The sequence below is a fragment of the Arthrobacter alpinus genome, from assembly GCF_900105965.1.
GTDB lineage: Bacteria > Actinomycetota > Actinomycetes > Actinomycetales > Micrococcaceae > Specibacter > Specibacter alpinus.
The window spans coordinates 1,993,040-2,005,575 of sequence record NZ_FNTV01000001.1; the positions used below are offsets into that span (position 1 = coordinate 1,993,040).

General features: G+C 61.9%; 10 protein-coding genes. 1 reads left to right on the forward strand and 9 read right to left on the reverse strand.

Annotated elements, in window-relative coordinates; all coding sequences use genetic code 11:
* The first annotated feature begins 118 nt into the window (after positions 1–118).
* Complete coding sequence (locus BLV41_RS09325) at positions 119–1,054, forward strand: LysR family transcriptional regulator (protein ID WP_074711445.1); 936 nt, start codon at positions 119–121, stop codon at positions 1,052–1,054.
* 109 nt (positions 1,055–1,163) lie between these two features.
* Here BLV41_RS09325 and BLV41_RS09330 read toward each other — a convergent pair whose 3' ends face one another.
* The 9 genes from BLV41_RS09330 to BLV41_RS09370 form a co-directional block, all read right to left on the reverse strand.
* A complete protein-coding gene (locus tag BLV41_RS09330; RefSeq protein WP_074713225.1) occupies positions 1,164–2,333 on the reverse strand; it encodes a Gfo/Idh/MocA family protein in 1,170 nt (389 codons plus the stop codon).
* Between the two features lie 93 nt (positions 2,334–2,426).
* Positions 2,427–3,425 (reverse strand): LacI family DNA-binding transcriptional regulator, encoded by a 999-nt coding sequence (locus BLV41_RS09335; RefSeq protein ID WP_074711446.1) that lies wholly within the window; start codon positions 3,423–3,425, stop codon positions 2,427–2,429.
* A gap of 139 nt (positions 3,426–3,564) precedes the next feature.
* Positions 3,565–5,250 carry a type 2 periplasmic-binding domain-containing protein gene (locus BLV41_RS09340; RefSeq protein ID WP_044577894.1) on the reverse strand — a complete coding sequence of 562 codons (1,686 nt, stop codon included), beginning with the start codon at positions 5,248–5,250 and terminating at the stop codon, positions 3,565–3,567.
* A 44-nt stretch (positions 5,251–5,294) separates the two neighbouring features.
* Positions 5,295–6,233, reverse strand: coding sequence for a carbohydrate ABC transporter permease (locus BLV41_RS09345; protein ID WP_044578008.1), 939 nt, complete (start codon positions 6,231–6,233; stop codon positions 5,295–5,297).
* Between the two features lie 38 nt (positions 6,234–6,271).
* Positions 6,272–7,153 (reverse strand): ABC transporter permease, encoded by an 882-nt coding sequence (locus tag BLV41_RS09350; protein ID WP_239437499.1) that lies wholly within the window; start codon positions 7,151–7,153, stop codon positions 6,272–6,274.
* A 545-nt stretch (positions 7,154–7,698) separates the two neighbouring features.
* Positions 7,699–9,207 carry an Asp-tRNA(Asn)/Glu-tRNA(Gln) amidotransferase subunit GatB gene (gene gatB, locus BLV41_RS09355; protein ID WP_074711447.1) on the reverse strand — a complete coding sequence of 503 codons (1,509 nt, stop codon included), beginning with the start codon at positions 9,205–9,207 and terminating at the stop codon, positions 7,699–7,701.
* Positions 9,207–10,745 (reverse strand): Asp-tRNA(Asn)/Glu-tRNA(Gln) amidotransferase subunit GatA, encoded by a 1,539-nt coding sequence (gene gatA, locus BLV41_RS09360; RefSeq protein WP_074711448.1) that lies wholly within the window; start codon positions 10,743–10,745, stop codon positions 9,207–9,209. Before gatA ends, gatB begins: the two co-directional genes overlap by 1 nt.
* A 3-nt stretch (positions 10,746–10,748) precedes the next feature.
* Positions 10,749–11,045, reverse strand: coding sequence for an Asp-tRNA(Asn)/Glu-tRNA(Gln) amidotransferase subunit GatC (gene gatC, locus BLV41_RS09365; RefSeq protein ID WP_044577884.1), 297 nt, complete (start codon positions 11,043–11,045; stop codon positions 10,749–10,751).
* A 107-nt stretch (positions 11,046–11,152) separates the two neighbouring features.
* Complete coding sequence (locus tag BLV41_RS09370; RefSeq protein ID WP_083360693.1) at positions 11,153–12,487, reverse strand: LssY C-terminal domain-containing protein; 1,335 nt, start codon at positions 12,485–12,487, stop codon at positions 11,153–11,155.
* Positions 12,488–12,536: the final 49 nt, after the last annotated feature.

Genomic DNA, 12,536 nt, shown 5'->3' on the forward strand with positions numbered 1-12,536 from the left:
GCGGCGTTCCTTAAACTGAAGTGGTGTGCTGTGTCCATTACAGCCGCCCAAACCATTTAGCACAATCGAGGATTGCTCCATCATCGATTAAGCAATTGCTAAATGGTAATGTTGTGGCGTGGAACTCCATCAACTTCAAATGCTGCGCGAGCTTGGCGAGCTTGGCAGCGTCAAGGCCGTCGCCGACACATTGTCCGTCACCCCGTCCGCGGTCTCGCAACAGATCTCGCTGCTCCAACGCCAGGTAAGCACGCCGCTGACCCGCAAGGATGGCCGGAATCTGGTTCTTACGGAGGCGGGGAAAGTGCTGGCCGATGCCGGCGCGGACGTCATCAACGCCATGGCCGGTGCCAAGGCGGCCATTGGCGCCTACCAGCAAGATCCCGGCGGAACCGTCACCGTCAGTGGATTCCACAGTGCCGGCCAGGCCTTGTTCGCGCCGCTGGTTCGCCGCTTGGCCGACGCCGGACCGGCGGGTTTGGCGCCCGCGCCGGCCCTACCGCGGGTCAGGCTCTCGGACGAGGACGTGGCGCAGCACGATTTCCCGGCGCTAACGGCCCGCTACGATCTGGTGTTGGCTCACCGCATGGACCACAGCCCGGCGTGGCCTGATGCCCGGGTCCGCGTCATCCCGCTGGCCCATGAACCACTCGATATAGCCGTGGCAACGAATCATCCCTTGGCGGCTCTTTCCGAGTTGTCCCCGGAAGACGTGGTGGCTTACCCCTGGGTGGCCAGCCGCAGCGGCTACTCCCCCGCAGATGTTTTGACCGCGATAGGGGCGGTGGCCAGCCGCCCCGTGGACGTTGTCCATCGCATCAACGACTACTCCGCGGCCGCAGCACTGGTGTCCACGGGCGAGGTCATTGGCCTGCTCCCTCGATACACCTCGGGCCTGGCCGCTGATTCCGGCGTAACGCTGCGCCCCCTGTCGGGCATCAGCACACGACGCCGGATCGACTTGCTGGCCCGCCCGGAAACCCTCAAGCGAGCCTCAGTCATGATTGTGGCGCAGGCGCTGCAACAGGTGATGGCGGAGCTCACCGGCGACTGAGCCGGCCAGCTCCGCAGTGGGGGCGTGCCAAACTGGCGACGGCGCATGGAATTACATGCGCCGTCGCCAGTTTGGCACGCCCTCGGCGCAAGTAGCCGCGGATTGACTCCTAGGCGCGGGCGGGCTGGCCTGCGTTGAAGTAGTCCACCCATTCGGCCGGCAGTGCCGGTATCTCAAGCGCCCCGCCGCCTGCGCGCAACGATTGCGCGGCCACAACGCCTGCAGCAACGGCTTCGCGCGCTGCAACGGGCGAGGTTTCCGTGGCTCCGCCCTCGCGGGCAAACCGGAGGAACTCGGCAATCAGCAGTGGATCGGCTCCGCCGTGCCCTCCTTCGCCGTCGCGAATTTCAATGTCCAGGTCCGGCGCGACGAAGCCATCCTGTGAGCGGCTGGTCCACACCTTGATGGAATCCCCTGGACCATCGCCGAAGTTTTCCATCCGCCCCTTGGTTCCGATGACCATGTAGTTGCGCCAGTAATCCGGGGTGAAGTGGCACTGCTGGTAGGACGCCAAGGCGCCGTTGTCCAAGACCATCTGCATCATGGAAATGTCTTCCACGTCGATCACGGGGTTCAGGTCTGTTTGCTCGGCCGGCGGCCAATTCTCCAGTGAGAACCAATCCCCCATGCGTCGGTCACTGTTGTCCCTGCGGCTGGCAACGTCACCGTAGACGGCGAGGTCTCCAATGGCGGAGACTTTCTTGGTGTATCCGCCGGCCAACCAGTGGATGACGTCAATGTCGTGGGCACCCTTTTGCAGCAGCAGGCTGGTGGTGTTGGCCCGTTCGGCGTGCCAATCCTTGAAGTAGTAGTCGCCGCCGTTGCCGACAAAATGCCTGCACCAAATGGCCTTGACCTCCCCGATTGTCCCGGCCTGGATGAGCTCACGCATCTGGACCACCACGGGCATGTGGCGCATATTGTGCCCCACATAGAGCCGGGTTCCGGTCTCGAATGCCGCTCCGAGAATGGCATCTGCCGCTTCCACTGTGACATCCAGGGGCTTCTCACAAAAGGTGGGAATCCCGGCGCGCAGGGTCTGCACGGCAATTTCCGCGTGCCGGTTGTCCGGGGTAAGCACCAGTACGGCGTCGAGCCCGGCACCCAGGAGTTCATCCATCGAATCGGTGACGACGGCGGTGGGGATCCGTTCGGCTGCATCGGCCCGGCCGCGTTCGGAGGTGTCACACACCATGACGACTTCCGATCCTGCACCGGGCTTGTGCACGTGCCGCCATAGGGAGGCTCGCAAGCCAAAACCAACTAGTCCAACTCGCATGTCTTTGACGGCCGGGGCAAAGTCCGGGCGTGCTTCTACCAAATCTGTCACAATGTGTCTTTTCTCTGTATGTTCTTGAAGTTGAAGGGGATTCTAGGGTGCAACCGGCGCGGATTCCCGCACAAAGAGTTGCCAGGGGAATTCCAAAATCCGGTGCTGTACGGAGTCACTCTTGGCACGTTCCACCAGGAATTCGGCCAAGCTGTTGAAGAAATCTACGGGCCCAACGGTGCTCAGCGACGGCGCCATCACCTCGCCCTGGAGCGTGTTTCCCACACCGATCACGGCAACATCGCCAGGAACGCTCAACCGCATCCGCTGTGCTGCGTTGATAGCTGCCATCGCCACAAAGTCTGAGGTAGCGAAAATGGCCGTGGGCGGGTCGGGCTGTGACAGCAGGGCTACGGCAGCCTCGTAGGCGCTGAACTCGTCGCCGTCGAAAGGTGCCACGTAGTCCTGGCGAAATTCCAGTCCTGCGCGGCGGAGCCCTGCCAGGTAGGCGCCGTACCTGGTTGGACAAGGTGCCTGAAGACTGCCCCGGGGTGTCAGACACGCCACTTTTGTGTGCGTGGCAGTGAGGTGATCCATGGCAGCATCCATGCTGGATCCGGACACCGAGCGGATGACGTCAAATCCATTGGGTTCCAAGGTCTCGCTGAAAACCACGAGGTTGTTGTTGCGGCCCAACTCGGCCAACAACGCAGCATCTCCCTCGGCCTCGGCGGCGTCGATGAAGATCACGTCGGCGCCTTGGCGCTTGATCGCGGTACGCCAGTCGGTGTCGGCAAGGATCATCGGCGTTATGCCAGCACTGGCCACGGCCGCACTCACGGCCTTGCTGACTGAAAGCGACCACGGGTCCGAGAGCATTGTCAGCGACAACATCATGAGGTTTGACTTGCCCGTACGAATGGTTCGCGCGGCCTGATTGGGCCGGTAACCAACCTTCGTCACGGCGGCGTGGACCCGTTCGGCGGTAGCCGGGGATATCCCGGAACCGTTCCCCTTGGTGCGACCGGCCAGAACGTATGACACGGTGGCCGTGGACACGCCAGCTTCAGCTGCCACTGTTTTGATGGTGGGCCGAATCATGGTGCTGCTCTCCTGGACTAGTTCCGTCTGCTGCCGGATTTTTTGTTGTAGCTTCTAACTTATTGCCATCGGGGCTGCGGTGACTCGGGTTGCCGACACACTACGACGGCGTGTCGGCAACCCGATGGGCCGCAGCTGGCTACTTTGAGACCTTTTGCTGTGTGAATACCGGCGCGTCCGGGTTCAAGTCGGCCTCAAACTCGGCGCGAATCTTGTCGCCGCCTTCGGACTTCCAACGCTTGAGTGCGGCGGCGAAATCCGAAACCTTGGCACGGCCGGTGATGATGTCCACGACCTTGTCGGTGACGGGCTTTGCAATCTTGGGCCCCACCTTGGCACTGGTGTCAGAGTAGGAACCGTTGGTGGGGTTGCGCCATGCAAACTCCAGCAGCTTCTTCTCTGCCTCGTAGACGTAGTTGGTCACCTGCGGGTAGCCCGGGTTGAAGTTCACCCGTTCCGGTGCCGTCATGATGTTCAGGGCACTGACAACACCGGGGAGGTTTTTCAAACCGTCTTCGTTGAGAATGGGGTTGCCATTGGCATCGATTGTGTAGTCCTTGTCAGCAACGCCGTAGTTCTTCAGCAGGTATTCTTCGGTACCGAACGGCGCCGAAAGCCAGTTGACCAGGGCAAGCTGCTCCTTGATGCGCTTTTCATCGGTCTTCTTGAAGGCCGTGTAGCCCACGGTGCCGTAACCCATGTTGTATGTGGGTTTGATGGACCCGTCAAAGCTGAACGGAACAAGGATTTCGATGTCAGCGTCCGCATCCAGTGCACGGAAACTGCCCACGTCGCGTGGTCCTGAGACCACCATGGCGCCCAGTGTGCCGTTGACGATCCTGGTCTTGGCGTTTGTCATGGTGGCGTCCGGGTAAAAGGCGCCGGCGGCAAATAGCTTGGCGACGAATTCCAGGCCGGCCAGGTAGGCGTCGGTCTCATACAGGTGCGTCAACGAGCGGTCCGCATTGACGGCCCAGCCGTTGGGAGCACCGAGGCACTGGGTGATGATGTTTAGGACGTTGACGTAGGCCGGTTCCAAGGCGTATTGCTGCTTGGCGGGGTTGCTGAGCTCCTTGACCTTGTCGAAGAACTCATTGGCGTCCTTGGCGTTGAGCCCACCTACCTTGGACCACGTTTTTTGGGTGCCGAGCATGACCTGGCCGAACGGCGTGCTGGGGATGGGTGCACCCCAGATCTTTCCATTGACGACGGCGGTTCGCCAGGAATCGGGCTTCAGTGCGGCAAGGTTGGGGTATTCAAGAACAGCGTCCCCTGAGAGATAAGGTGTCAGGTCTTCAAACTTCGCCTCAAGCATGGGGCCAACGTTGGGCAGGCCCTGGTTTGGCGGAATCCACATCAAGTCCGGGAGCGTGTCGCCGGCGAGGATGGTTGCGAACTTGGCGGGGTACCCATCGCCGGTGTCTTCCACAATCTGCATGTTGAACTCGCCGCCGAGAGCTGCGTTCAAGCGCTGCCAGAACGGGTTGTCCGGCATAGCCGGTGCCATAATCTCAAAGGTTTCGGACAGAACACTGACCGGTCCTGTCAGCGGTTGGCCCGTGGTGGAAGCGACCGGCTTGGGCATGTTGATAAAGCCTGCTTCCAGACCTTCCGCGTTTCCGGGAAGGTCTGCCACAACGGCGGTGAATTCCTTGTACGTGGGCAGGGTGACCGATTCTGAGGCCTGCGCCCCGCCATCCTTCGCCCCGGCACCGCCGCCACAGGCGGAAAGTGTTCCGCTCAAGGCAACGGCCGCAACAGAAATGCCTGCGAGCCCGAGGAAATTACGTCGTGAAACTCCAGCAGTATCGATAGAACGCTTCATACTAAATCTCTTTCTTTTCCAGGTGGTGCACACGAGTGAATTGGTTAGCCTTTGATGGCGCCGGTGATGACGCCCTTGGTGAAGTGTTTTTGAAGGAACGGGTAAACAATCAGAATGGGCAACAGGGCCACCACCACGATGGCCATCTGCATGGACTGCGGCGGCGGTGTGGAGGTCACCCCGATGGCCTCGGCCATTGATCCGCCCTGAACCACGTAGTTGCGCAGCACCAGTTGGACCGGATACAGGGTTTGGTCGTTGATGTAGAGCATGGCGTTGAAGAACGCGTTCCAGAATCCCACCGCGTAGAACAGGCCAACCACCGCAATGACGGCCTTGGACAGTGGCAGGACAACCTTGCGCAGGATCATGAAATCGCTGGCCCCATCAATCCGGGCGGCTTCAATCAATTCGGATGGGATGTTCATGAAGAATGAACGCATCACCACGAAGTTGAATGCGGCAAAGGTGCCGGGCAGGATCAGCGACCAGATCGTGTTGAGCAGTCCCAGCTGTTTGACCATCAAAAACATGGGAATCAGGCCTGGCGCAAAGAGCAAGGTGAACAACACCAGGAGCAGTACGGGGCGCCCAAAGAGTACAGGTCGGCTGGTGGCGTAAGCCATCGTGATGGTGATGAACAATGCCATGAAGGTGCCTACCGCCGTGATGAAAGCACTCACCCCCAGCGCCCGGAACATGAATTCGCCGCTGAAGATGGCCTGGTAAGCAGCGAACGTGGGGTGGGTTGGCCAGAGGACGAATCCGCCGGCGGCTATCAATTGTTCGTCGTCGGCGAGCGAGGTGGAGACCACCAGAAGCAACGGTATGACGATCGAGAGGCTGATGCCGCCAATGACCACTGCCTTGATGGCGTTGTAGATCGGTGAGGCTGGTTCCTTCCACGCGGGCCGGCCAGGGTTGAAGCTCAGCTGCTTGTCACGGCGTCGGGCGGCACGGAGGCCAGAAAGTGTTGCGGTCATGGTTCTCTCCTTGTGCGGTGCAATTGGTGCCGGGGCGCTCATGAGCCGACCTTCTTTTGGAAGATTCCGGGCTCACCCAGACGGTGGGCCACCTTATTGGCGGCAAAGATCAACAAGGCTCCCACGACGCCCTTGGCCAGACCGGCAGCAGCACCTGCGCTCCAGCCACCGCCAACAACTCCGGCAAAGTAGGTGAAGGTGTCCAGAACCTCAGAGGCACCGGCACCGACGGCGTCGTGTTGGAGCAGGAACTGCTCAAAGCCAACGCTGAGGATGTCCCCGATCCGCAGGATCAACAGCAAAACAATGATGGAACGCAACCCCGGGAGGGTAATGTGCCACATCCGGCGCCAACGGCCCGCGCCGTCGGCCGCTGCTGCCTCGTACAGTGAGCCGTCAATGGCGGCCAGCGAGGCCAGGAAGATGATCATGGCCCATCCGGCGTCCTTCCATACGAGTTGGATGGTGGCCAACAGCGGGAAGGTATCCGGGTTGGTCATGAACGGGATGGTGTCCAGGCCAAGGTCACGCAGGCTGTTGTTGACCAGCCCGGCACCACCTAGAACCTGTTGGAACAAGGCGATGACAAGTACCCAGGACAAGAAGTGCGGCAGGTAAACAAGTGACTGGAACCAGCGGCGAAGCTTGTTGCTGACCAGGGAATCAACAATCAGGGCCAGCCCCAGCGGTACGGGGAAGAAGAGGACCAGCTGCCACACGGCCAACACAATCGTGTTGCGCAGCGCCACCCAGAAGTCCGGGTTGAAATATAGGTCTATGAAGTTTTGCAGGCCAACCCAGTCGCTGCCGGAGATACCAAGAAACGGCTGATAATCCTGAAACGCGATGACGTTGCCAAGAATGGGGATGTAAAAGAACAGGGCCAGAAACGCAACGCCTGGAATCATCATCAAGAGCATCTGCCGGTCCCTGCGCAAACGAGTGCGCCAAGAGATCTTTCGAACGGCTGTTCCGTCATGGCGCTGACGGCCGCGGCCGGACTTCTTCTCCAGCTTGCCCCGGGGATCGGGTGCGGCCTCGGAACGGTCAATGGCCACGGTTGCGTGCGCCGCCGACTCCTGCTGCATCTGGCTCATAGGTACTCCTGATCTTCGTGGAACGGTCGACTCCTATGCTGAGGCCACCGATTCGGTGATCTCGCTTTGCGTTGGTTAACCGATTAACAACGATAAGTGACTCAAGCCACAGATGCAAGATATTGGCTGAAATTCTTTCAAAGATGTCATGAGCAATCATTTGGGCGATGTGCCGGCGCAAAAAAATGCCCGTCCCCGCTTTCTGCATCCGTAGGAAGTCGGGTTGCGGAAAGCGGGGACGGGCTCAGACCAGCGGGGTGGCGAAATCAATCATCCCGAATGAAAAATGCCGCCGCTCCCGCTTTTTGCCACCGGTATAGCGGTGGCAAAAAGCGGTAACGGCGGCATTTCCCAAATGGACGCGGTAACTACCCCTCGACGCCGAGCGTCTTGAGGATCAGTTCGCGCACGCGGCCGGCGTCGGCCTGTCCGCGGGTCACCTTCATGACACCGCCAACAATGGCACCAACGGCCTGGACCTTGCCGCCGCGGATCTTCTCCGCAACATCGGGCTGGGCTGCCAGGGCTTCATCGATCGCTGTCTGGAGGGCGCCGTCGTCGGAGACCACGGCCAGGCCGCGCTTGGCAACAACCTCGGTGGGCGTGCCCTCTCCCTCAAGGACGCCGTCAAGCACCTTGCGGGCCAGCTTGTCGTTGATGGCACCGGAGGCGATGAGCTTCTCGATCTCAACCACGACGGCGGGGCTGACGCCCAGCGCTGCGGGGTCAACATCGGCCAGCTTGGCGCGGCGGGCGATCTCGCCCATCCACCACTTGCGGGCCGCGGCAGCCGAGGCACCGGCGGCAATTGTCTCTTCGATTTCATCCATGAGGCCGGCGTTGACAACATCGCGGAATTCCAGGTCCGAGTAGCCCCAGTCGGCCTGCAGGCGCTTGCGGCGCTCGGCGGGCGGCTCGGGCAGGCGGGAACGCAGTTCCTCAACCCACTCGGGCGTGGTGACGATGGGCACAAGGTCCGGTTCCGGGAAGTACCGGTAGTCGTCGGCGTCAGACTTGGGGCGGCCGGAGGTGGTGGACTTGGTGTCCTCGTGCCAGTGGCGGGTTTCCTGCGTGATGGCCACGCCGGAGTCCAGGACGGCGGCGTGGCGCTGGATCTCGAACTTCACGGCGTTTTCGACGGCGCGCAAGGAGTTCACGTTCTTGGTCTCGGTGCGCGTGCCGAACTTTTCCCGGCCGTGGGGGCGCAGGGAGACGTTGGCGTCGCAGCGGACGTTGCCGTGCTCCATCTTTGCCTCGGACACGCCCAGGTTCTTCACGATTTCCCGGATGGCTGCGACATAAGCCTTGGCCAGCTCGGGGGCGCGCGAACCTGCACCTTCAATGGTCTTGGTGACAATTTCCACCAGCGGAACACCCGAACGGTTGTAGTCCACCAAGGAGAAGTCGGCGCCCTGGATGCGGCCCGTGGAACCGCCCATGTGGGTCAGCTTTCCGGCGTCCTCTTCCATGTGGGCACGCTCAATTTCCACATGGAAGACTGTGCCGTCTTCGAGCTCGATGTCGATCCAGCCGTCGTAGCAGATGGGGTCATCGTACTGGGAGGTCTGGAAGTTCTTCGGGGTGTCCGGGTAGAAGTACTGCTTGCGCGCAAAGGTGCTGTGCGGGGCGATCTTGCAGTTCAGTGCCAAGCCGATCAGGATCGAGGACTCGACGGCCTTCTTGTTCACCACGGGCAGCACGCCGGGCAGGCCCAGGCATACTTCGTTGACGTTGGTGTTGGGGGCATCGCCAAAGACGTTGGGGGCCGAGGAGAACATCTTGGTCTTGGTGTTCAGTTCAACGTGAACCTCAAAGCCCAGAACGGGGTCGTACTTTTCCATGGCTTCTTCGAAGCTGAGAATGGTGTCAACGATCATTAGTTAGCCTCCTTGGCTGCAGTGCTGGCAAGTGCGGGTGCCTGATCCAGGATGGGGCCGCCCCACTTGGCTTCCAACAGGGATTCCAGCACGGCACCGACACGGTACAGGCGGGCGTCTTCGCGGGCAGGGGCCAGGAACTGGATGCCAACGGGCAGGCCGTCCTCATCAGCCAAGCCGCCAGGCAGGGTCAGTCCGGGGACGCCGGCCATGTTGGCAGGGATGGTGGCGATGTCGTTCAGGTACATGGCCAGCGGGTCATCGAGCTTCTCGCCCAGCTTGAAGGCCGTGACGGGCGACGTCGGGGAGATCAGCACGTCGGCCTGCTCGAAGGCGGCGTCGAAGTCGCGCTGGATCAGGGTCCGTACCTTCTGGGCCGAGCCGTAGTAGGCGTCGTAGTAGCCGGCGCTCAGGGCATAGGTGCCCAGGATGATGCGGCGCTTGACCTCGTCGCCGAAACCGGCGGCGCGGGTGGCCCCCATGACGCGCTCAATGGTGAGCGGGCCCTCGGTGGGCAGCGTGCGCGCACCGAAGCGGACGCCGTCGAACTTGGCCAGGTTGGAGGAGGCCTCGCTGGGCATGATCAGGTAGTAGGCACCCAGGGCGTAGCCAAAGTTGGGGCAGGAAACCTCAACGATCTCAGCCCCTGCTTCGCGCAGGAGCTCGAGGGATTCGTTGAAGCGGTTCTCCACACCGGGCTGGAAGCCTTCGCCGTGCAGCTCCTTGATGATGCCGATCTTCATGCCCTTGACATTGCCAAGGCGTGCGGCCTCGACAAGGCCCGTGGAGGCGTCGGTCAGCGAGGTGGAGTCCTGCGGGTCGTGTCCGCCAATGACTTCCTGCAACAGCGCGGAGTCCAAAACGGTGCGGCTTACCGGGCCAATCTGGTCCAGCGAGGAGGCCATGGCGATGGCCCCATAGCGCGAGACAGCACCATAGGTGGGCTTGACACCCACGGTTCCGGTGACGGCGCCCGGCTGGCGGATGGAGCCACCGGTATCGGTGCCCAAGGCAAGGGGCGCTTCGAATGCTGCCACGGCCGCCGCGGAACCACCGCCGGAACCACCCGGGATCCGGTCAAGGTCCCAGGGGTTGCGGGTAGGGCCGTAAGCGGAGTGCTCGGTGGAGGAACCCATGGCGAATTCGTCCAGGTTGGTCTTGCCCAGCATGGGCATGCGAGCGGCACGGATCTTCTTGATCACGGTGGCGTCGTAGGGGCTCATCCAGCCCTCGAGGATCTTGGAGCCGGCCGTGGTGGGCTGGCCCTTCGTCACGATGAGGTCCTTGATGGCGATCGGCACGCCGGCCAGCTCATGGAGTTCCTCGCCGGCTGCGCGGCGGGCATCGACGTCGGCCGCGACGGCGAGCGCCTCTTCGGCGTTGACGTGCAGGAACGCGTTGACGCCGCGTTCACCGCCGTCGACCTCGGCAATGCGGTCCAGGTGGGCCTGGACCAGCTCGACGGAGGTGATCTCGCCTGCGGCGAGCTTGGCGGCCATGGCGGCCGCGCTGGAACGGATCAGTTCATTGGCACTCATGGTTTAGCTTTCCTCCAGAATTGCGGGCACCTTGAAACGGCCGTCGGCCGAATCGGGGGCACCGGAGAGTGCCTCATCCACAGTGAGCACGTGGCCCACAACGTCTTCACGCATGACGTTGGTCAGCGGAATCGGGTGCGAGGTGGTGGGCACGTCGTCCCCGGCAGCCTCGCTGACGCTCTTGACTGAGTCCACAATCACGGCCAGTTCCACTGCCATGCGGTCCAGTTCGTCGTCACTCATCTCGATGTGAGCCAGTTGCGCCAGATGCGCCACGTCGTCACGGTTGATCGCAGCCATGGATCTCCCCTACAAAAAATAAAAAGTTGTCCCGTCTAGCTTATCTCCCGTGGCGCAGGACAAAATCCGAAGCGGCACAGGATCAAATCATGCCGAACGTGAGACAGCTATCTCCTTGCCCACACCCTGGAACTCCTTGCTGACAGCGCCAGCAGCACCAGGATGTCCAGCGGCAGCCCAAAGACGTTGGTGCTCAAGGTGACTGACTCGCCGCCGAGCAAGGCCGCGGCCGTCACCACAATGAGCAACCCGCTGTACGCCATCGCAGCAATCCTTGCCCAGTTGCTCCCCCTGAAGACCAGGTAGGCCAGCAAGAGGTAGAGGGCCACGCCCAGGGCAGCAAGCGAGGTGACCACAATCAGAAAAATATCCAGGGCCGCAGTCTCGTCGGCGCCCACACTGGCGGCCGAGACGCCCAGGATCTCCGCACGGTCGCCCAGCAGTGTGGCAACTGTGACGGCACCCACCACCACACGGATCACCATGAGCAGCACGCCCAGGGCCGCGGAAACTGGGCGGCGCGCTGCCGCTGCGGCCCTGCGGGCTTCCAGGTCCGGACCCAGTGTGTTCCCAGCCACCGGAACAACCACCTTTTGAACATCCACAACGGGCAGGTTCCCATCCGTGACAATGGTGTCCCCGCCGCCGTTGCGGGAATGGTAGCCGGAGGAGAAATCCGCAATGACCCGAACACCGGTGTCAGCATTGCTGTTGGCCAGCGTTGACACAATGTGGTCACGCTCCACATCGGTGTCGGCGTCGATCTTGTGCGTGATTTGCAGCGTGAACAGTGAGAAGCCCACGGCCCGGTCAAAGGTTCCCGCTGCCATCCAGTCAGCCCTGTGCCCACCCGGCAACATCCACCCTTCCGGGCAGCGCCAGAACCGCACATGGTGCCGCTTGGCCGGATTGCCTTGCACTTCCTGCTGGTAGGCCAGGTCCTGTTGGCGGCCGAACAACAGCAGTGGGCTCACGGGGGCCTCGTCGTAGCTGCGCCGGAAGATCGTGGAAGTGACAATGCGCCAACTCGAGGCGAGGGTAACCGCGTCGGCCCTGATCCAACCGGCGCGTGTCATGGCCTCGTGGAGCTGCGCCTCGGTGCCCATGGCGGCAAGGTTGATGGGGTCCCCCAGCAGCCCGTCGCTGGTGCGTGCCCGGCCAATGAAATAGTCGGGAACGTAGATGGAGGTCAGTATTCTGTGCAAACGTGGCAAAACCAGATAGGCCAGGACCAGCCAGAAGAGGATGAAGAACAGGACGCCGTACCAGCCCAGCGAGAACCCCTCGGACAACACCAGCCATGCCAGCCACAGAGCCGCAACCCCGCTGAACACAAACACCAGATTGTCTACAAAGGCGTTGACCGACACCCGCCGGGCGGTTGGCCGGAATGCAGGCTTCCGCGCTAGCGTGTCAGCATCGGTGCGCGGCGTGGTCCCCATGGGGCAATCCTAGACGGGCCGCGCAAGCCCCGGGCCGTAGGGCTCCGCC